This is a genomic window from Maribacter luteus (assembly GCF_009674825.1).
GTDB lineage: Bacteria > Bacteroidota > Bacteroidia > Flavobacteriales > Flavobacteriaceae > Maribacter_A > Maribacter_A luteus.
The window spans coordinates 26286-46391 of the sequence record NZ_WKJH01000003.1 but is presented as its reverse complement, the minus strand read 5'-3'; the positions used below and the strand labels follow the sequence as shown (position 1 = coordinate 46391).

Annotated in this window: 18 protein-coding genes; 10 read left to right on the top strand and 8 right to left on the bottom strand. The window is 38.4% G+C overall.

What is annotated here, in order from left to right:
• Positions 1-58 precede the first annotated feature (58 nt).
• Genes GJ691_RS06050 through GJ691_RS06040 form a run of 3 tightly spaced genes read right to left on the bottom strand, consistent with a single transcriptional unit; the run spans position 59 to position 1585 of the window.
• On the bottom strand, positions 59-1036 hold the full coding sequence (locus tag GJ691_RS06050; RefSeq protein WP_343033463.1) for a type II toxin-antitoxin system HipA family toxin: 978 nt from the start codon (positions 1034-1036) through the stop codon (positions 59-61).
• On the bottom strand, positions 1023-1370 hold the full coding sequence (locus GJ691_RS06045; RefSeq protein WP_154364852.1) for a HipA N-terminal domain-containing protein: 348 nt from the start codon (positions 1368-1370) through the stop codon (positions 1023-1025). Before GJ691_RS06045 ends, GJ691_RS06050 begins: the two co-directional genes overlap by 14 nt.
• Positions 1370-1585, bottom strand: a complete 216-nt coding sequence (locus GJ691_RS06040; protein WP_154364850.1) for a helix-turn-helix domain-containing protein — start codon at positions 1583-1585, stop codon at positions 1370-1372. The genes GJ691_RS06045 and GJ691_RS06040 overlap by 1 nt, the downstream gene beginning before the upstream one ends.
• Before the next feature lie 763 nt (positions 1586-2348).
• Here GJ691_RS06040 and GJ691_RS06035 point away from each other — a divergent pair.
• The 6 genes from GJ691_RS06035 to GJ691_RS06010 all read left to right on the top strand — a co-directional run bounded on the left by GJ691_RS06035 (position 2349) and on the right by GJ691_RS06010 (position 11446).
• On the top strand, positions 2349-3257 hold the full coding sequence (locus GJ691_RS06035) for a phospholipase D family protein (RefSeq protein ID WP_154364847.1): 909 nt from the start codon (positions 2349-2351) through the stop codon (positions 3255-3257).
• 48 nt (positions 3258-3305) lie between these two features.
• Complete coding sequence (locus GJ691_RS06030) at positions 3306-3803, top strand: hypothetical protein (RefSeq protein ID WP_154364845.1); 498 nt, start codon at positions 3306-3308, stop codon at positions 3801-3803.
• 6 nt (positions 3804-3809) lie between these two features.
• Positions 3810-5390: a type I restriction-modification system subunit M gene (locus GJ691_RS06025; RefSeq protein ID WP_154364843.1), complete on the top strand. Its 1581-nt coding sequence runs from the start codon at positions 3810-3812 to the stop codon at positions 5388-5390.
• Positions 5390-6691, top strand: a complete 1302-nt coding sequence (locus tag GJ691_RS06020) for a restriction endonuclease subunit S (RefSeq protein ID WP_154364841.1) — start codon at positions 5390-5392, stop codon at positions 6689-6691. The genes GJ691_RS06025 and GJ691_RS06020 overlap by 1 nt, the downstream gene beginning before the upstream one ends.
• 342 nt (positions 6692-7033) lie before the next feature.
• Positions 7034-8572, top strand: a complete 1539-nt coding sequence (locus GJ691_RS06015) for a Fic family protein (RefSeq protein ID WP_154364838.1) — start codon at positions 7034-7036, stop codon at positions 8570-8572.
• Positions 8573-11446 carry a type I restriction endonuclease subunit R gene (locus GJ691_RS06010; protein WP_154364836.1) on the top strand — a complete coding sequence of 958 codons (2874 nt, stop codon included), beginning with the start codon at positions 8573-8575 and terminating at the stop codon, positions 11444-11446.
• Between the two features lie 230 nt (positions 11447-11676).
• Here the strand turns inward: GJ691_RS06010 and mnmE are convergent, their stop codons facing one another.
• Positions 11677-13089, bottom strand: a complete 1413-nt coding sequence (gene mnmE / locus GJ691_RS06005; RefSeq protein ID WP_154364834.1) for a tRNA uridine-5-carboxymethylaminomethyl(34) synthesis GTPase MnmE — start codon at positions 13087-13089, stop codon at positions 11677-11679.
• 134 nt (positions 13090-13223) lie between these two features.
• Here mnmE and GJ691_RS06000 point away from each other — a divergent pair, with 134 nt between their 5' ends.
• Both GJ691_RS06000 and GJ691_RS05995 read left to right on the top strand, forming a co-directional pair.
• Complete coding sequence (locus GJ691_RS06000) at positions 13224-13640, top strand: hypothetical protein (RefSeq protein WP_154364832.1); 417 nt, start codon at positions 13224-13226, stop codon at positions 13638-13640.
• 75 nt (positions 13641-13715) lie between these two features.
• Complete coding sequence (locus tag GJ691_RS05995; protein ID WP_154364830.1) at positions 13716-14081, top strand: DUF4870 domain-containing protein; 366 nt, start codon at positions 13716-13718, stop codon at positions 14079-14081.
• A 76-nt stretch (positions 14082-14157) separates the two neighbouring features.
• On the opposite strand, the gene dnaN is transcribed toward GJ691_RS05995, so the two are convergent.
• From dnaN to GJ691_RS05980, 3 genes are all read right to left on the bottom strand, one after another.
• Positions 14158-15276 (bottom strand): DNA polymerase III subunit beta, encoded by a 1119-nt coding sequence (dnaN, locus tag GJ691_RS05990; RefSeq protein WP_154364828.1) that lies wholly within the window; start codon positions 15274-15276, stop codon positions 14158-14160.
• Between the two features lie 357 nt (positions 15277-15633).
• Entirely contained in the window at positions 15634-15921 is a 288-nt protein-coding gene (locus tag GJ691_RS05985; RefSeq protein ID WP_154364826.1) for a putative quinol monooxygenase, read from the bottom strand.
• Positions 15922-16752, bottom strand: coding sequence for an SAM hydrolase/SAM-dependent halogenase family protein (locus GJ691_RS05980; protein ID WP_154364824.1), 831 nt, complete (start codon positions 16750-16752; stop codon positions 15922-15924). It abuts the gene before it with no gap.
• Positions 16753-16880: 128 nt separating this feature from the next.
• Here GJ691_RS05980 and GJ691_RS05975 point away from each other — a divergent pair, with 128 nt between their 5' ends.
• Together GJ691_RS05975 and GJ691_RS05970 are read left to right on the top strand one after the other, a co-directional pair.
• A complete protein-coding gene (locus tag GJ691_RS05975) occupies positions 16881-17834 on the top strand; it encodes a PhoH family protein (RefSeq protein WP_154364822.1) in 954 nt (317 codons plus the stop codon).
• A gap of 9 nt (positions 17835-17843) precedes the next feature.
• Positions 17844-18797 (top strand): phosphoribosylaminoimidazolesuccinocarboxamide synthase, encoded by a 954-nt coding sequence (locus tag GJ691_RS05970; protein ID WP_154364820.1) that lies wholly within the window; start codon positions 17844-17846, stop codon positions 18795-18797.
• Positions 18798-18978: 181 nt separating this feature from the next.
• Here the strand turns inward: GJ691_RS05970 and corA are convergent, their stop codons facing one another.
• Complete coding sequence (corA, locus tag GJ691_RS05965; RefSeq protein WP_154364817.1) at positions 18979-19911, bottom strand: magnesium/cobalt transporter CorA; 933 nt, start codon at positions 19909-19911, stop codon at positions 18979-18981.
• Positions 19912-20106: the final 195 nt, after the last annotated feature.

Sequence of the window (20106 nt, the reverse complement as noted above, 5' to 3'; positions counted from 1 at the left end):
TCTTTCTACCGAAGGTTTGTTTTTACGTTTTAGGATAATTTATACCAAAAATATAAAGTTAGGTGCGTAAAAGTTTCTTAAGTCTCGTTTGATACCCTTGTGCATAGGTTCTTTTTGTCTTTTCATCGAGATATGAAAGTTCGATTAAGGCCAAAACCTTTTCTTGATGGGTGGTTAAACTTTTAAATGTCTTTTCACATTGCTTTTTGGAAATGCCGGCAAGTTCTGCTAGTTTAAAAAACTGCTCCGCAATCTTACCGCTTGATTGGTTTAGTGGTAAAAGCCCATCTTCCAAGGCAAAATCCCTGTCTTCAATATGGATCCTACTGTTCAGTAGGTCATAAGCCGGACTCAATTTAAAATCTCCTAATGCTGTTTCTATCAAAGAGAAATTTTTGAAATGGGCATCACCATTGGATATAAGATAGTTATAGAGAAGTAACTTGAATAATTTGATGGCCTCAATGGGATAGGCAGGGACATATTTTTTTAAAAGGCCAAATAGTTCTAAATAATTTCCAGAATATTTAAAATCCGTTCCATGGGTTTGTGGTGTTCTACCAGCAAGAGCGGCAAAGTCTTCAATGGCCCATTTAGTGCCATCTTCTTGCACATCAAAACGTTTTGTAAGATAGGCGGGTTCTCCGTTTTTAAAAAATACCAGGCCGTTCTCCGCGGTTTCTATTCCGAATACTTGGCGTGCTATCTGCATGCTCAAATGTTCGTTGGCCGGCATTTGTTCTTTTCGGTTTCCTACATTGGGAATTGGTTTTAAAATATACTGTCCTTGTTCTCCTTCATTGATCAAACGTAGTTTATTCTTCTCCAGTAGTACAGAGAATTTTTCTTGTACCCCGGAAATTGATAATCGTTTTTTGCTTTCTTTAAAAAGCGCTTCGGTAATTGCATTGGTAACGGGTGATTCATAGGGTAGGGTAGGACTTACTTTTCTACCGTTGAATAAACGATTTAATGCTGTTTTACTGTAAGCATTGAGTCCTTTCTTTAAAGTGCCAGGGCAATTATTTATGTTCATTGGGCTCATTGTTTTTTATTTCCTTGACCTGAATAGCTCCAATGGTATCATATTTAGCCGTAGTCAATAGTAGACCAAAATGGTCTTTTAAATCTATACGCATTTCAAAACAAATATTTTGCTTGTTAGAACCTTCAGGTAGCATGTTATAAAAAAAAGGAAAAAGAAATTCTGAATGATACTCTTGTTGGCTTTTGGGTAGGGTAAGGCTAATGGCTGGTTTTCCGCTTGATTCAAACCATAGGTCATTGTAACGGAAGGTGAAACTACCATCATCGCGTTGGGTCAGCAGTCCTGCCTCCTCCATTTTGTATAAAACAACAGCTTGCCTCATTATTCAGGTTTTGTCTTTTTTACTTGAAAAGTGAGTTCCATACCTAATGCATCACCCAATTTGTTCAATGTTTCTGCCGTAGGGTTGCCTTTGCCACTTTCAAATTGCTTAAGGGTACGAAGACCTACTCCTGAAAGTTCTGCCAATGTTTCTTGGGTAACTTTTAGCATTTCTCTTCGCTCTTTTATACTATTTATAAGATTATTAAAGTGCATTATATGGCTCTTTTAAGGGTAAAAATAGGTATTTATTTGGAATAAACACCATTAAAGTGCATTAAATAGCACTAAAAGGGTACTTTTTTATTTTTTTTGCTCTTTGAGTGATAATAGTGCATTATAATGCACTATTAAACACGTTAATTAATGTAAGTGGTTGGTAAAGAGTATTTAATATTCCGATGGAATAAATGTGAATGATAAAAATTAGGGTAGTTAACCGGGTAGTTAACCGGGTAGGGAATATGGTAGTTGATTACCGCCAAAAATATTGAATTTTTAATATAGGGTAGGTTGGGGTCTTTATTCCGGGAAATAAAAGATAAACCTTTAAACTTAGACGATCCTAGTTTAAGAATTGGTAAATGTCTCCCATTATGCTTACTAATAATTATTTTATGGTCCTTACAGATATCTGTAAGGGTAATAATTTAAAATGTTCTAAGTTGCAAAGGCATGCTGAATTTAAAAATAAGCTGTTTGTAGAAAGGCTATAATAAGACCAAAGTTTATATTCGTTCTTTAGCGTAAGATTTGCCTTCAACTAAATAAATGTTTTAACTTTAGTTGCTCTAAGTTGATTATTGGAATCTTTGTTATTTACAAAAAAAATGGGGCCTAATATATTTAGCTTTTTTTACCGTTCCAGGTTTGGAAAGCATGAATTTATTCAACAAACACAATGATTGAACATGTCGTATTAATCCGTTTACAATTTGAAAACTATTTAAAAAAACTTCATATTAAATAACCAATTAAAATGGCAAAATTCATTACAGGACAAGAACTTACAGAAGAAGTTTATGAAATCATCCATAAGGCGAAGAAGCAACTGTTGATCGTGTCGCCTTATATTAAACTCGATGATTATTTCAAAAAAGCACTTTTTGAAAACCATAAAAGAAACTCTGAACTACATATTATTATCGCATTTGGAAAAAATGAAAAGCATCCTGAAAAAAGTTTGAAAGTAGAAGACCTTAATTATTTCAAGGATTTCCCGAATGTTTCTATTGTCTTTATTCCAAATCTACATGCTAAATATTATGCCAATGAAAAAAGAGGTATCATAACATCCATCAATCTGTATGATTACTCCTTTAAAAACAATGTGGAGTTTGGGGTCATCAGTGAAACTTCCATATTCGGAGGCTCAGGAATAGACAAACAGGCTTGGGATGAATCAATGAAGACTCTAGGAAAAAACTACACTATTTTTATACGAAGACCGAATTATAAAAAGAAGTATTTAATAGCAAAAGATTATGTTGGGTCCGAAACTCGTTTAGACCTTACTGATGAATTATTAAATGGTGGAATCAAAACGAAACGGAGTGTTTTTGAATTTATGGACAAAACCTTTGTGGATATGGCAGACCATATGGAAAGACCCAGTAGGGAAGAATTTGAAAAACAAAACATTCAAGCTGAAACCATTATTGAAGTTCAGGAACCTATAGTAAAAGATAAACTTCTTTCGGCAACAAATCTCGGTAAGTTAAAGGATAAATCTTTTGCGGAAGTCATTGAAGTAATGATAGCGAAAGGATATGTGTTGGATAAGACGACCATAACCGATAAAGGTAGATTGGTTGGGATTGAATATAAAGAAAATACCAAAGGCAATAAATGGATTGTTTACCCACAGTCTTTAGCCGAATTAATATAAATTAGAAGTTCACAATAATTACTATTCCGAAATAATTAAAAACGCTTAATGACAGAAATAATAACCTACCAAGAAAATGTTGAAGGTGACGAAGTAACCAAATATAAGCTTGATAAAGGCAACGGTACAATTGTAATCGATTTAGAAAAATTATTAAATGCAACTGTATCCGAATGTGAATGGTTGGGAGAAGACAAGAACTATTTACAGGTTAAGTATGGAGAATGGGAAGGTACGGACCATTTTGCAATTGTTTCAAAAGATGGTGACTTGGTTAAAAAAGGAATTAAAGAAATCCACCATTATATACCCGGAGTAAAATTATTTGTAGTAATGTTTACTGGTTTTGGCTTAAGTGAAAATGATAGAGCCTACTATTCTGTGGCTAATGATGATTGGAAAATGGGGGTCATTAATAGATATGGCGACTATATTCTAGAACCAACATTTAATAAGATACAATATTTTGACGATGAGGAGTTGTTCTATGCAGATGGAATTATTTACAACTTCAAGGGAGAATTCATAATAAAAAAGGATGAATAATAGCAAATGACCCAACAAACACAACAATTACAAGCACAACTCTGGAATATTGCCAATACCCTTCGGGGGAAGATGGATGCCGATGATTTTAGGGACTACATACTAGGCTTCATTTTTTACAAATACCTGAGTAAAAAAATGGAACTCTATGCCAACGAAATCTTGGAACCCGACCAACTAAAGTTCCGTGATTTGGAAGGCCATCCGCAGGAAGCGGAATACATAGAAGCCGTACGGGATGCCGCCTTGGATAAACTGGGCTATTTTCTATTGCCCTCTGAGCTGTTCTCCGAACTGGCCAGACGTGGCAATTCCGGCGGAAAACACCAATTTATCCTAGGGGATTTAACTAGGGTATTGACGCACATTGAGCAGAGTACCATGGGCAGTGAAAGTGAAGAGGATTTTGGCAACCTCTTCGAGGATCTGGATCTCACCAGCTCCAAACTCGGGAAGTCGGAGAACGATAAGAACGAACTCATTGTAAAAGTGCTTTCGCATTTAGAGGAAATCGATTTTGATATTGCCAATTCAGAAAGCGATATGCTGGGCGATGCCTATGAATACCTGATCGGGCAATTTGCCTCCGGTGCGGGTAAAAAAGCAGGGGAGTTCTACACGCCCCAACAAGTATCGAACGTATTGGCGCAATTGGTCACTTTGGGTAAGGACAAGTTAAAGTCGGTTTACGACCCCACCTGTGGTTCTGGCTCTTTGTTGCTGCGCGTTGCCAAACAAGTAAAGCAAGTGGGCGGATTCTACGGTCAGGAAATGAACCCCACCACCTACAACCTGTGTCGCATGAACATGATCATGCACGATGTGCATTACAAAAAGTTCGATATAAAAAACGAGAACACCCTCGAAAAACCACAGCATGTAGATATGCGTTTTGAGGCCATTGTCGCCAACCCGCCCTTTTCGGCCAAGTGGAGTGCCAGTCCCTTGTTTATGAGCGACGACCGTTTTGCCGTCTACGGCAAACTGGCACCGGGCAGTAAGGCCGATTTTGCCTTTGTACAGCACATGGTGCACCAATTGGCCGATAATGGTACCATGGCCTGTGTATTGCCCCATGGCGTATTGTTTAGGGGAGCTGCCGAAGGGCATATACGTAAGTACCTGATAGAAGACCGCAATTACCTCGATGCCGTTATCGGCCTGCCCGCCAATATTTTTTACGGTACGAGCATCCCTACCTGTATTTTGGTATTGAAGAAAAACAGGTCAGAAGCTAAGAATATACTCTTTATAGACGCTAGCCAACATTTTGAAAAGGTAAAGACCCAAAATGTGTTGCGGGACGGGGACATTACCAAAGTAATAGATGTTTACAAGGCCTACAGCAGTGGAGCCTTTGACGATGCCGAGGTGGACAAATACAGCTATGTGGCCCCATTGGCCGAGGTAGCCGAAAACGATTACAACCTGAACATACCGCGCTATGTGGACACCTTTGAGGAAGAAGAGCCGGTGGACTTGCAACAGGTTTCCCAAGACTTGAAACAACTCGAAAAAGAGATAAGGAAAACCGATAACACCATACAACAGTTCTGTGATGAACTGGGCATAGATACCCCTTTTTAATGGCAGTACAAAACAAAACCATCATTTCAAAACAACCCGTCATTGCGAGTGAGGAAGGAGCGAAGCAATCTGCCCTTTCGAAGACAACGAAGCAATCACTTGTTCCCACATTACGCTTTAAAGAGTTTGAAGGAGAATGGAGTTGCTATAAGTTAGAAGAAATAGTAGGTAAAAAGATTTCCTATGGAATAGTTCAGGCGGGTGAACACATTGAAGGCGGGATGCCTTATATTAAAAGTAAAGACTTAAATAGCCCTATAATTTTGGACGAACTCGAACGTACTTCTGATGAAATCGCAAAGAAATATCAAAGATCTGAAGTATCACCTGGCGATGTTATATTTTCCTTGAGAGGTAATATAGGCGTTTCACAAATATTACCCGATTCAATAAAGGTTGCTAATCTTACACAAGGAACGGCACGAATTTCTGTAAAAGAAAAGCAATCAAATTTGTTTACTTTTCATTCACTGCACACATTGTCAGTAGTAAAGAGAATTCTTTCAGTGTCAAAGGGGAGTACATTTCAAGAAATCTCTTTGGCTGATTTAAGAAAAGTCAAAATTCAATGCCCAAATCTCCCCGAACAACAAAAAATAGCGGCCTTTTTGGCTGCCGTAGATCAAAAAATACAGCAGCTCACCCAAAAGAAAGCCTTGCTATTGGACTACAAAAAAGGGGTGATGCAACAATTGTTTTCTGGTAAACTGAGGTTTCCTGAGTTTACTGGTGACTATGAAGAAAATCGTTTATCCCAATTGCTAGTAAGGTACTCAGAAAATAATAAGGATGAGGAGTTTAGTATAGATGATATTCTATCGCTTTCCTCAAAGTACGGAATAGTAGACAGAAAAGAATTGCTTCAAGATACCTACAGTAAAGTAAACCACTTAAATTATGTAAAAACACGGTTGAATGACTTTGTATACGCAAAAAGCATTAGTGCTAATGCGCCTTTTGGCGTTTTCAAAGCCAATCTTTGTAGAGATGGTTTACTATCGACTTTATATTATACCTTCAAAGTGAAGGAAAAAGCAAACCCATTATTTCTAGAATATTATTTTAGTGATTCATATAGAGCAAATAATTTTCTAAGAAAATATGTTTTAGTTGGTGATCGCTATATTACTGCGGATTCAGATTATATACTTAGTGGTAAGATTAGAATCCCAACTCTCCCAGAACAACAAAAAATCGCTAGTTATTTATCCAGTATCGATACCAAAATAGAAAAGGTCAACCAACAACTCAACCAGACCCAAATCTTTAAAAAAGGCTTGTTGCAGCAGATGTTTGTCTAAGGGTTAAAATTGTAATACATAGTATTATCGGTGCTTGATTGTTGAGCGTAGCTGAAACAAAAAAAAGCATTGGAAACAACAGGTTATTCGAAAATTAAAGAATAGTGGCGCACGTATTTTAGTAGTAGTAAGTTTTGCGCTCGTTTTTATTCATTGCCCCACGTTTTTAGACCTAATTTTCCAATAACAAGTAAAATAAAACCTAAAATGTCATTATAAAACCTAATAATCCAAAATACTTAAAAACCCGTTTTTCCTTAAATAATCAAAATAAAACCCGTTTTTCCAAAATAAAACCTGTTTTTCCATTATATTTGATAGTACTGTTTGTAACTTAAACCCATGAATACGAAACGTTTTTCACATAAAATAACTGTTTTTCACGGTATAAAAGCACCAGAAGAAGGTGTGTTAGTGGGTTATGGTGCTATAATGGAAGGCTTCCAATTACAAATGCCTTTCCCCGAAAAATTGGCAATTATAAGCACTAAAAGACGGAGCTATAGTACAGAAAACTGGAAGGTGTTTTCTTCCAGGGCAGCCTTTGATGATACGTTGTACAGGCATTTGGTTTTCGCCTTAAAATACGAAGGCATTAATCTTTTGTTCTTTAAAAAACTATTTGATCAACTATCTGAACAAGACATCACAACATTAGTACAATTGGAACCCACCGGGCAGTACAGTCGAAAAATATGGTTTCTTTACGAATGGCTTTTGCAAAAGCAACTGGCTATTAAAGATTTGACCATTAAAAATTTTGTACCGTTAATAGACGACAAAATGCAGTACTGCGTTAAAGGCAGTCGCTCATCAAGACACCGCATTATAAACAACCTTCCGGGAACCAAAGATTTTTGTCCGTTGATTTTTAAGACCGAGAAACTGGAAACCTATATCAATGCCAATATAGCGGGTAAGAAAAATACATTCCTTAACGGTATCCATAAAGATGTCTTACAACGCGCATCTTCTTTTTTATTGCTAAAAGATTCCAAAGCCTCTTTTACCATAGAAGGCGAAAACCCCGGAAACAACAGGGCCATGCGTTGGGGAAAAGCTATTGGGCAAGCGGGTCAAAAACCATTAAGCATAGATGAATTAATTCGCTTACAGCAAATAGTCATAGAAAACAGTCGATTTTTAGAGATGGGATTGAGAAAAAAGGGCGGATTTGTTGGCGAACATGACCGCGTCACCGGAGAACCTATTCCAGACCATATATCCGCTAAGGCAGCTGATGTTGAACCCCTATTAAAAGGATTGATGGCAACCAATGAAGCATTGCAAGACCAAACCTATGATGCGGTGTTGGCAGCGGCGACCATAGCATTCGGATTTGTATTCATACATCCTTTTGTTGATGGTAACGGACGATTACATCGCTATATTATCCATCATATTTTAGCAAAAAAAGAATTTACACAACAAGGTGTTATTTTTCCTGTATCCTCATCCATACTCGACCACATCGATGATTACAAAACCGTTTTGGAATCGTATTCACACCCCTTGTTGAACCATATTGATTGGAAAGAAACCGAAGACCATAATGTTGATGTTACTAATGATACCATTGATTTTTACCGTTATTTCGATGCTACAAAACAAGCGGAATTTTTATACGATTGCGTACAAGATACTCTAGAACGCGTTATTCCGGAAGAAGTAACCTATTTGCAAAACTATGATGCATTTAAAAGGTATATAGACAACAATTTTGAAATGCCGGATAAATTGGTTGCCCATTTGGTTCGTTTTTTAGAACAAAATGATGGCGTTTTATCAAAAAGAGCGTTGAAAAAAGAATTTTCGGTTTTAAAAGAGAAAGAAATCATGGAAATCGAAAAGCAATATAAAACCATTTTTTTAGAAGATTAAATGACCAAACAACCAGAGTGCCTATTAGAACATAACTTGATCCAACAACTTATTGGCCTGGGCTATGCTGCTGTAAAAATACAAGATGGCGATGCCCTGGTTTCCAATTTAAAGTTACAGTTAGAGGCCTTTAACAAAATTACCTATTCCGATAAGGAGTTCGATACCGTTCTAAACCATTTGGCCAAAGGCAATGTATTTGAAAAGGCCAAAACCCTAAGGGATCGCTTAAGCTTTACCCGCGAAGACGGTGAGGTGGTGTATGTGCGTTTTTTTGATTCGGAAAACTGGAAGAACAACCGCTTTCAGGTCACCAACCAACTGCAGCAAGAAGGGTCGTACTTAAACCGCTACGATGTTACGGTATTGGTCAATGGCCTGCCTCTGGTGCAAATTGAGCTTAAACGTCGAGGACTTGAAATAAAGGAAGCCTTCAACCAGATCAATCGCTATCAAAAACATTCTTTCTGGAGCAATCACGGCTTGTTCCAATATGTACAATTGTTTGTGATCAGCAATGGGGTCGATACCAAGTATTTGGCAAACAACAAATTGCAATCGGTAAAACAGACCTTCTATTGGGCCGATAAGAACAATAAGAATATAACCGAATTAGAGGCTTTTGCAGAAGCATTCCTTGATCCAGATCATTTGGGTAAAATGATCGCCCACTATGTGGTAATGAACGAGGCGTACAAGATCATGATGGTACTGCGGCCTTATCAGTACTACGCCGCAGAGGCCATCATAAACCAAGTAGCGACTTCCAACGAAAATGGCTATATCTGGCACACCACGGGATCGGGCAAAACCTTGACCTCTTTTAAGGCGAGCCAAATTGTGATGGATCTGCCCGAGGTGCATAAAGTGGTTTTTGTAGTAGACCGTAAAGACCTCGATTACCAGACCATGAAGGAGTTCAATGCCTTTAAAAAAGACAGTGTAGACGTTACCGACAATACCCGTTCTCTCGTAAAACAACTCTCGGACGATTCTAAACTGGTATTGACTACCATTCAAAAATTGAACAATGCCATTTCCAAAGCCCGGTACGAGAAAAGCCTAGGCCATTTACAGGATAAAAAAGTGGTTTTTATTTTTGATGAGTGCCATCGAAGTCAGTTTGGGGAAACGCACAAAAAAATCAACGAATATTTTAAGGCAAGTCAGCTGTTCGGCTTTACGGGTACGCCCATTTTTGCCGATAATGCATCAAAAAACGATTTAGGGAAACGTACCACGAAGGACCTCTTCGGTAACTGCCTGCATAAATATGTAATCACGGATGCCATAAGGGACCAGAACGTGCTTAAGTTCGGAATTGAATATGTGGGCAGGTACAAGCAAAAAGGAAATACCTTTATAGATATCGAGGTCGAGGATATTGATAAAAAAGAAGTCTTTGATGACCCCAAACGTTTGGAGAAAATCGTGGATTATATCATTGCCTACCACGGCCAAAAAACCTTCAGTAAAGAGTATTCGGCCCTGTTCGCGGTTAGCAGTATCGATAATGTGATACGGTATTACGAGCTCTTTCAAAAGAAAAAGGAAGAAGGCAGGCACAATATACGTGTCGCCACGATATTCACCTATGGAGCCAATGAAGAAGATGAAGAGGCACAGGATTATTTGCCAGGTGATGAATTGCCAAAGGCAGCGGAATCGGAAATAAAATACCTATCCAGTCATACGAGGGATAAATTGGATGCATTTATTGGTGACTACAACAAAATGTACAACACCAAATTCTCCACAAAGGACGCCCAACAATTTGAGAATTACTTTAAAGACATCAGCAAACGTTTAAAGGAGCGGGAGAAAACCACCTTTAATGATGAAAAGGATAGATTGGACATTGTATTGGTGGTGAATATGATGCTTACAGGGTTTGATGCCAAAAAGGTAAACACCCTATATGTAGACAAGAATTTAAGACAGCACGGCCTGATCCAAGCTTTCTCCCGAACCAACAGAATATTGGGGGAACAGAAGTCCCAAGGAAACATCCTTTGTTTCCGAAACCTAAAAAAAGCGACCGATGATGCCATAACACTTTTCTCCAATAAGGATGCCATTGAAACGGTCGTTATGCCTGATTATGGGGTGATAGCCAACAAATTTGACGAGGCACTCAAAAACTTACGGGATGTGGTACCTACCTATAAAAGTGTGGACGATTTACCCAGTGAAGAAGAACAGGCACAATTTGTTCAGGCATTTCGTAAACTTATGCGAAGCATGAACGTTTTGCAGTCCTACACCGATTTTGATTGGGAAGACCTTACTATAGACGAACAGGAATACGAAGATTATAAAAGTAAATATTTAGATCTCTACGACCGGATAAAGCAAGATAGGGCAAAGCAAAAAACATCTATTTTGGAGGATATCGATTTTGAGTTGGAGCTCATACATCGTGATGAAATAAATGTCGCCTATATCTTGAAGTTGTTGGCCAAACTCAAAGGTGCCAAAACATCGGAAGTTAAGGCGCAAAAAAAAGCCATTATCGATTTATTGGGCGGAGATCTTATGCTGCGTAGCAAACGCGAGCTTATCGAGAAATTCATTGAGGAAAATTTACCGCAAATTAATGATGTAGATGATATTGAAGATGAATTTGAAAGGTACTGGCAAGAACAAAAGGTATTGGCGCTGTCTAAATTGTGTGAAGAGGAAAACCTTGACAAGGGCCAGTTCAATGCCTTGATCGAGAGTTATATCTATAGTGGCCAGGAACCCATACGTGACGAGGTTTTTAAGTGTTTGGATAATAGACCTAGCATTTTAAAAGCAAGGGAAATAGGGGAGCGTATTTTAGATAAAATGAAAGAGTTCGTGTCCATTTTCGTTCAAGGATTAAGTGCTTAAAATTGAATGATTTTTTTATAAAATTACAAGTAGAGAGACAATGATGTTCGATAAGGTTACCAAGGACCACATAATACAAGGAATAAAGGATTTTGAGAAAAAAGGTTTACCTAACGGTTTTTGATCATCGTCTACCTGTGATTTAATATCCGGGAGGGGATAGTTTAAATGGTACTATTGGGGAAGAAGTTTTAGGATGGTTTTCTTAAGTACAATGGGAGAAACAACCTTTATTTCCCGATACAAAAATTCGCAAAGATATTTCCCAAGAGGTCATCAGAGGTGATCTCACCGGTAATCTCACCAAAATGGTACAAGGCTTGGCGAATATCGATGGCCAAAAGATCACCGGATATCCCATTTTCGAGACCAAATTGAACTTTTTGCACTTCTTCCAATGCTTTTAAAAGGGCATCATAGTGGCGGGTATTGGTGACAATGGTCTCATTGTTTCGCAAGGCACCGGTATTCACAAAATGCAGAAGTTGGTTTTTTAGGGCTTCGACTCCCTCACCGGTTTTGGCAGAAATCATTTGAAAGGTAGTGCCGTCGACATTGGTAAGGAGTTGCTTTAGGGATTCCCTTTCCTTTTCACTTAGAATATCGATTTTATTCACCAAGATAACTAAAGGTTTATCTGGATGTTTGGTAGCTATTTTACCAACTTCGGTCTGTAGGCTTTTAAGGTCTATTTCCGACTTTTTGAATTCTTCGGCACTATGAAGAAACAGGACTACTTGGGCCTGGGTTATTTTTTCAAAGGTTTTTTTTATGCCGATATTTTCGACCACGTCCTTGGTTTCCCGAATACCTGCGGTATCAATGAAACGGAAACCAATACCCCCAATGTTCATTTCATCCTCAATGGCGTCGCGGGTCGTACCTGCAATATCGGAAACTATGGCTCGCTCTTCGTTCAACAGGGAATTCAGTAACGTTGATTTACCAACATTGGGTTCCCCGACAATAGCCACGGGAATTCCGTTTTTTATAACATTACCGACAGCGAAAGAATCGATCAATCTTTTCAGGACTTCTTGGATCCTATTTAAAAGTGCCTTGAATTGGGAACGGTCGGCAAATTCAACATCTTCTTCGGCAAAATCGAGCTCCAATTCGATCAAGGAGGCGAAATTCAATAGTTCGTCCCGCAACATTTTTATTTCGTTACTGAAACCACCACGCATTTGCTGCATGGCTATTTGGTGTGATGCTTCGTTTTCACTTGAAATTAAATCTGCTACCGCTTCTGCCTGACTCAAGTCTAGCTTTCCGTTCAAGAAGGCACGCAGGGTAAATTCCCCCGCATCGGCCATTCGGCATCCCTTACGAAGGAACAATTGGATGATCTGTTGTTGAATATAGGGTGATCCGTGACAGGATATTTCGATAACGTTTTCCCCTGTATAGGAATTAGGGCCTTTGAACACGGATAGTAAGACCTCGTCCAAGGTTTTCTTTCCATCCATAATATGGCCTAAATGAATCGTATGACTTTTCTGCTGGGTAAGATCTTTCCCGTGAATAGATGTAAATACACTATTGGCCAATGTAATGGCGTCCTTGCCCGATACCCGAATTACGGCAATGGCCCCAGCACCTGAAGGTGTAGCTAAAGCAACAATAGTATCCATAGAATTCATGAGATGTTATTTTAAGGCAAAAATAGGCAAATCAAGGCTATATTTCATGGCTGTTAACGTCGTGTTATAATATTGAATAGCAATCATTGAATTTTATATATTCGCCCCAACATTAACCATATAATTTTATTAGAATGAAACAGATTATCTTCACTTTATTATTTGTCATTGCCTTTCAGGTATCATCGGCCCAGACCGAAGTCCGTAGCACTTCCGATATAGAAAAGGAGGCCGAGTTAGAGCGGAAAGCGGTAATCAAAAAGGTCGAAAAAGAAGAAAAGAAAGCCGCTAAAAAAGAGAAAGAAGCGAAAAAGGAAGCCAAGAAAAAGAAACAGGCCGATAAATTGGATCAAAGTATAAGGGAAAAGCAAAAAGCCATTGCTAAAAATGAACGTAAAATACTATCCTTAGAGGATAAATTGGAAAAAGGAAAGGCAAAAGGTAAATTATCTCCTGTTGATATTGAGAAGATGGAGGCTAAGAAAGAAAAACTTAAAGCTTCAATAGCCAAGGATAAAGTAAAACTTAATAAACTCAATAAGGATAAATAGCCTTAGGGTTCTTTGTAACAAAAACTTTGTTTTTGCGTCTTATATATAGTTATTCATCTAAAATCAATCAAAAAAATGGAAATTATAAGCAAAAACATCACTTTTCGAGAAGATCGGCAACTTTTGGTCATTACACATTTGACCCAATATTTAGATTATGTAACGGGATTTGGTGGTCTTATTGTACCCCTGATCCTTTGGCTTACCAATAAGGATGCGGTTCTTGGAATGAACGAACATGGTAAATCTGTAATTAACCTACAATTGAGTCTTATCCTTTATTTGGTAATAGGTATACCGAGTATCCTTTTATTGGGTCTGGGAATATTACTGTTGGTTTTCGCAGGGATGCTTTCCTTGATCATGCCCATTGTGAATGCCGTACGGGCCAGTAATGGGGAATCACCAAGTTACTTCGGAACGATCCGATTTATTGCTTAAGAAACATTTTTACTTAAAATAAAAAAAGACCACTATATCAGTGGTCTTTTTTATATGGAATGTGGTCGATGATTTCTTAGCTGTTCAACATTACCGGCATAACCAACATGGTCACATGTTCGCCTTCATCCAAACCATCTGTAGGGGTTAGGATTCCTGCCCTGTTGGGTAAACTCATTTCCAAGGATACTTCATCGGAATTCAAGTTGTTCAACATTTCGGTCAAAAACCTTGAATTGAAGCCGATCTGCATGTCATCACCATGGTAAGAACAGGTTAAACGTTCTTCGGCCTTATTGCTATAATCAATGTCCTCGGCTGAAATATTCAATTCCGCACCAGCGATCTTTAACCTGATCTGGTGTGTGGTTTTGTTAGAGAATATAGATACTCGCCTAACAGAACTTAGGAATTGATTTCTGGCAATGGTCAATTTATTGGGATTCTCCTTTGGAATCACCGCTTCATAATTCGGGTATTTTCCATCTATCAATCTACAGATCAGTTCGGTGTTCTCAAAACTGAACTTGGCATTACTGTCATTGTATTCAATGGTAACTTCGGATTCACTACCTGCCAAAATCCCTTTTAATAAGTTCAATGGTTTTTTTGGCATGATGAATTCCGCCACTTGCGAAGCGGTAACGTCCGCTCTTTGGTATTTCACCAATTTATGGGCGTCTGTGGCCACAAAGGTCAAATGCTCAGGGGAAAACTGAAAGAACACACCGCTCATTACCGGTCTAAGATCATCATTCCCGGCAGCGAAAATGGTCTTATTGATGGCGGTGGCCAGAATATCGCCCATAATAACGGTAGAACTGGGGTTGGCCAATTCAACAGCCTTGGGGAATTCTGCCCCATCTGCATATGCCAAGGCATATTTACCATGGTTACTGCTTATTTCAACAGTGTTGTTATCTTCCACAACAAAAGTCAATGGTTGTTCCGGAAAGGTCTTTAAGGTCTCCAATAATAATTTTGCGGGTACCGCAATGGTTCCTTCGTTGTCAGAATCCACTTCGAGAACAGTGCTCATTGTGGTTTCTAAATCGGAGGCTGAAACCGTTAATTTATTCTGCTGTAAATCAAAAAGGAAATTGTCCAAGATCGGAAGGGTATTACTGTTATTGATGACCCCACCTAAAACCTGAAGTTGTTTTAGCAAATAAGTACTGGATACTATAAATTTCATTCGATGTTCTTTTTTTCTGAATTACTTTTTGTTCGATTTTTTTTACTGGCCATGCACCCTTAAATTTTATTGAACATGCCTTACGCAATCAAACAAAGATATTTTAATTGTCCTTTTTAAGGAAACAAACTTATCAACACTCACCTTTCCGTATGTAGGTCCCTTAATTAAAATAAAACAATGATCCGCATGCAGGTAAAAACGTTGGTATCGACCGTAAATAGTACAGTGGGTCATATTTTAAAAATACGGTATCGAATATCGGACAAAAAAAATCTTATTCCCCATTCATTTGTAATGTTTATAAGTCTAAGAAATCCAAATTGCCAAACCCCGAATATATGGTACATTTTTTTCTCAATGCCTTTTTTGCAAACTCCATGCTTCCGGTTTGTCACTGAACAATATTTTGGTTTTGCCCCAAATTGTTTTGAATACTTTCGAATTTCGATAGGCATTCAAATGATCTTCACTTTGCCAATGGCTATAGGTGAAAAAGACGTTGGGGTTTGCAATGTCCTGTAATAAATCAACAGAAATACATCCTTCAAAATTGCTTATCAATTCATTCGAAGCTTCAAAAATTCCCTCAAATTCGTGTATATGTTCTGTCTTGAATGTTAGTTTTACGATACGTACCAGCATTTATAAAAAATTTATCGTCACGGTATCCCTATAATCCAACCCTAATAAAGTGGAGGCCCCCCCAACGGTTTTCAGGTTACTTTTATAGATTGCCAATTCAATATACCCTGAAGAATTAAAAAGCGCGAGCAGGTCACCGGCACCTTTTCTTCTGTTACGATCTAATTCATAATTAACGATTTCACTGTAATTATTGAGGATTTTAGTGATCAAACTGGTTCTTGCGTGCAATTCGAAGGAGCGTCCTTTTCTATAGGCCTCGAAAAGACTTTTTTGAATATTTGTCACCACATTGCCATAGTTGTCTATATAAATGATACTGCCTATGATTTTTTTACCATCATCGGCGATACGTGGTGAAAAGTCCCTAAGGTCTTTCAAAGTATCCAACGACTTGCCAACAACCTCCAAGGTACCCCCTCTAACTATATGGCAGGCCACTTTCACAAAAACATCCAACACGGGAAAAGGGCCATTTTCGGTATTGGGTAAGTTGATCTCAAAGACTTTTTGGGGCTTTATCTCGGAAATGATCAAACCGATCACCCCATTATCCGCCGTAATGAAATAGTGACCGTCGATAAGTACGACAATATGTTTTATTTCCGGAGTGGCTTCCGAATCTACACCAACGATATGAATGGTGCCTTTTGGGAAGCTTTGATAAGAGTTTTTTAGAATATATGCACATTCTTGAATGTTGAACGGACTAACGTTATGCGAAATATCAACAATCCTTGCATCGGCGAGTTCTTTGTAGATAGCGCCCTTCAAAGCTCCTACAAAATGATCTTTTAATCCAAAATCGGTCGTTAATGTTATTATTGCCATACAGCAATGTTGATATGTTTTTGATTCGTCAAACCTAAATTTTACTTAAGTTTGTTAAACAAAATTAAACAAAAAAACAGCCAAGTGAAATTATTATTACAGGCATTAATTTAACACCCCACCATTTTTTGAACGAACTTATTCTAGAACTTATCGAGATTAGTCCAAGGGAGTTTTTTGGACAGGCAAACGAGAATATTGATATCATTAAAAAGTATTTCCCGAAACTGAAGATAGTAGCTCGGGGAAATAAAATAAAAGTATACGGAGACGAGGAACTTTTAGAGGAATTCGACAAAAGGTTCGACATGCTTTCCCAACATTTCATAAAATACAATAAGTTGGACGAGAATAGTATAGAACGCCTTTTGACCAGTAACGGAAAAGAGGATTATGAATCCCCTGAAAATAGTGGAGCTGTTCTGGTACATGGGGTTAGTGGTCGCTTGATCAAGGCCCAGACCGTTAACCAGCGTAGATTGGTAGACGCCTCACTTAAAAACGATATGGTCTTTGCCATTGGTCCCGCAGGAACGGGCAAAACCTATACCGGAGTCGCTTTGGCCGTTAAGGCACTCAAGGAAAAACAGGTAAAACGTATCATTTTGACCCGCCCAGCAGTAGAGGCAGGGGAAAACCTAGGTTTTTTACCCGGTGATCTTCAGGAAAAATTGGATCCCTATATGCAGCCTTTGTACGATGCTCTTAGAGATATGATCCCCGCTGAAAAATTGGCCCATTTTATTGAAAACGGAACCATTCAAATAGCACCGATGGCCTTTATGAGGGGGCGAACTTTGGATAATGCTTTTGTTATCCTGGATGAAGCCCAGAATACCACACACGCGCAAATGAAAATGTTCCTTACCCGAATGGGTAAAAATGCCAAATTCCTGATTACAGGTGATCCAGGTCAGATAGATTTACCTAGAAGGGTGATTTCCGGATTAAAAGAGGCCTTGTTGATTCTTGGCAATGTCAACGGAATCTCCATGATCTATTTAGATGACAAGGATGTCATCCGTCATAAATTGGTCAAAAAAGTAATTGATGCTTACAAAAGCATAGAACATCAAAATTAAGCATTCGCTATGGGTAATACGATAACCGATACAAACTTCAATTTTCCAGGACAACAAAGTGTTTATAAAGGCAAAGTGCGGGAGGTGTACCGTCTTGAAAATGACATCATGGTTATGATAGCCACTGATCGACTTTCGGCTTTTGATGTGGTAATGCCGAAGGGAATACCCTATAAAGGACAGATCTTAAACCAAATCGCCACTAAAATGATGGCAGATACGGCCGATATTGTTCCTAATTGGTTAATGGCTACCCCAGACCCTAATGTGGCCGTGGGCCATGCTTGCGAGCCTTTTAAGGTAGAAATGGTTATACGTGGTTATCTATCGGGTCATGCGGCCCGTGAGTATAAGGCTGGCAAAAGAATGCTCTGTGGTGTTCCCATGCCCGATGGTATGAAAGAGAACGATAAATTTCCCGAACCCATAATTACCCCGGCAACAAAGGCAGAAATGGGCGATCATGATGAAGATATTTCAAAGGAGGATATCCTGAAAAGGGGAATTGTTTCGGAAGCTGATTATGCTGTGCTTGAGAAATACACGAAAGCATTGTTCCAAAGGGGAACCGAGATTGCTGCCGCTAGGGGATTGATCTTGGTCGATACCAAATATGAATTCGGAAAGACCAAGGATGGTAAAATCGTTTTGATAGATGAAATACATACGCCCGATTCTTCACGCTATTTTTATGCCGAGGGTTATCAGGACAGACAAAATAGGGGAGAGGCCCAAAAACAACTTTCGAAAGAGTTTGTTCGCCAATGGTTGATCGGTAATGGTTTTCAGGGATTGGAAGGACAAACCTTACCCGAAATGACCGATGCCTATATTGAAACGGTTTCTGAGCGCTATATTGAACTCTACGAGAATATTACCGGGGAATCTTTTGAAAAAGCCAATATTTCGAATATTCAGGAGCGTATTGAAAACAATGTCGTGAACTACTTGAAAACGAGATAAAGGAAAAGACGTAACAGCCTTGTAGAAAGGTGTTTTTGATGTAATTAGGCGGGATTCAATCGTTTTTGGCAATAAGTGTATTTTTAGACCAGTGTTAAGTTTTTGAACATGGCCTACCCATTTCAGAATTTCACAATATTTTTTATTCTTCCGTAAGGGTTTATTTAAAAAAGGCCAATTATCAGAGCCATCTTTTACGTTTAAAGAATAAAAGCGTCAAAACAGAAGATAGTACCATGAGTCCTATAGCTAATGGATAACCCCAGGTCTTACCCAATTCCGGCATAAATTTAAAGTTCATACCATACATACTGGCGATCAGGGTAGGGGGCATAAAAATTACCGTTACCACCGTGAAGATCTTAATGATCCGGTTTTGTTCCATATCCACCAAGCCTAAAAACGTGTTTTGTAGAAATTCAAGGCGTTCAAAGTTAAAGCTGGTATGGTCTAACAAAGAACCAACATCCTTGATCATTACCCTGATATTTTCATAATCCTCTTGCGGAAAGAATTTACTCTTCAATATGGCAGAAAGTATGCGTTGTTTTTCAATGATGTTTTCACGTATTGAAATGGTGGATTCTTGAAAGGTGGTTATTTTCAGTAAAACTTCACGCTCAATGGTATTGTCCTTAACCAACCCTCTACTGATTCCGGTAACCTGTTCGGTAATATTCTCGATTAAATCGGCATCAAAATCTATCCGTGTGTCCAGTATGGTAAGAAATACATCGATCCCGGTTTTTGGCCGTATCGATTTTACCTTTTTATAAGTGTCTTGAAAGGTTTTGTATTCATGTTCGCGCTGGGTAATCAAAAAGTCTTTTCTTAGGATAAAAGAGACTGGATCATTAATATGTTTGTTGTTTTCCTTTCTTAAAAAGTTCAGGTTGATCCCTATTTCATTTTCAGTTTCGTTGTATTTGGAACTCGATTCGATTTCTTCACTTTCTTGGGAAGTGAATAATTCTACCCCAAAATACTCTTCAATCCGTTCTATTTCCTCCTTGGTCGGATTGATCAAATCTATCCAGAAGATATTTTTATTCAAAGATTCAAGTCCGGTTTCTACTTTGAAAAGACCGTTTTCGATGCTTGTATGTGTGATCATTCCACTTCGTATTGACTAAGGGTTCTTGATTAAGCTTTTCGCCAACGAACCGTTGTAAGGAAGAAATCGTTGAAAATCAGCGCGTATTCATATAAAGGAGGCCAAATTTATAAACTTAGCGCCATAACAAGGGCAATCAGGGCATTTTATTTTATCAATACATGTGAATGGGGTTTATTGTTTCCATTATTTAAA

Bases quoted from the DNA above. Each gene is read 5' to 3' on its own strand.
- GJ691_RS06050 (WP_343033463.1), bottom strand. From the start codon at position 1,036: ATGAACATAAATAATTGCCCTGGCACTTTAAAGAAAGGACTCAATGCT.
- GJ691_RS06045 (WP_154364852.1), bottom strand. From the start codon at position 1,370: ATGAGGCAAGCTGTTGTTTTATACAAAATGGAGGAGGCAGGACTGCTG.
- GJ691_RS06040 (WP_154364850.1), bottom strand. From the start codon at position 1,585: ATGCACTTTAATAATCTTATAAATAGTATAAAAGAGCGAAGAGAAATG.
- GJ691_RS06035 (WP_154364847.1), top strand. From the start codon at position 2,349: ATGGCAAAATTCATTACAGGACAAGAACTTACAGAAGAAGTTTATGAA.
- GJ691_RS06030 (WP_154364845.1), top strand. From the start codon at position 3,306: ATGACAGAAATAATAACCTACCAAGAAAATGTTGAAGGTGACGAAGTA.
- GJ691_RS06025 (WP_154364843.1), top strand. From the start codon at position 3,810: ATGACCCAACAAACACAACAATTACAAGCACAACTCTGGAATATTGCC.
- GJ691_RS06020 (WP_154364841.1), top strand. From the start codon at position 5,390: ATGGCAGTACAAAACAAAACCATCATTTCAAAACAACCCGTCATTGCG.
- GJ691_RS06015 (WP_154364838.1), top strand. From the start codon at position 7,034: ATGAATACGAAACGTTTTTCACATAAAATAACTGTTTTTCACGGTATA.
- GJ691_RS06010 (WP_154364836.1), top strand. From the start codon at position 8,573: ATGACCAAACAACCAGAGTGCCTATTAGAACATAACTTGATCCAACAA.
- mnmE (WP_154364834.1), bottom strand. From the start codon at position 13,089: ATGAATTCTATGGATACTATTGTTGCTTTAGCTACACCTTCAGGTGCT.
- GJ691_RS06000 (WP_154364832.1), top strand. From the start codon at position 13,224: ATGAAACAGATTATCTTCACTTTATTATTTGTCATTGCCTTTCAGGTA.
- GJ691_RS05995 (WP_154364830.1), top strand. From the start codon at position 13,716: ATGGAAATTATAAGCAAAAACATCACTTTTCGAGAAGATCGGCAACTT.
- dnaN (WP_154364828.1), bottom strand. From the start codon at position 15,276: ATGAAATTTATAGTATCCAGTACTTATTTGCTAAAACAACTTCAGGTT.
- GJ691_RS05985 (WP_154364826.1), bottom strand. From the start codon at position 15,921: ATGCTGGTACGTATCGTAAAACTAACATTCAAGACAGAACATATACAC.
- GJ691_RS05980 (WP_154364824.1), bottom strand. From the start codon at position 16,752: ATGGCAATAATAACATTAACGACCGATTTTGGATTAAAAGATCATTTT.
- GJ691_RS05970 (WP_154364820.1), top strand. From the start codon at position 17,844: ATGGGTAATACGATAACCGATACAAACTTCAATTTTCCAGGACAACAA.
- corA (WP_154364817.1), bottom strand. From the start codon at position 19,911: ATGATCACACATACAAGCATCGAAAACGGTCTTTTCAAAGTAGAAACC.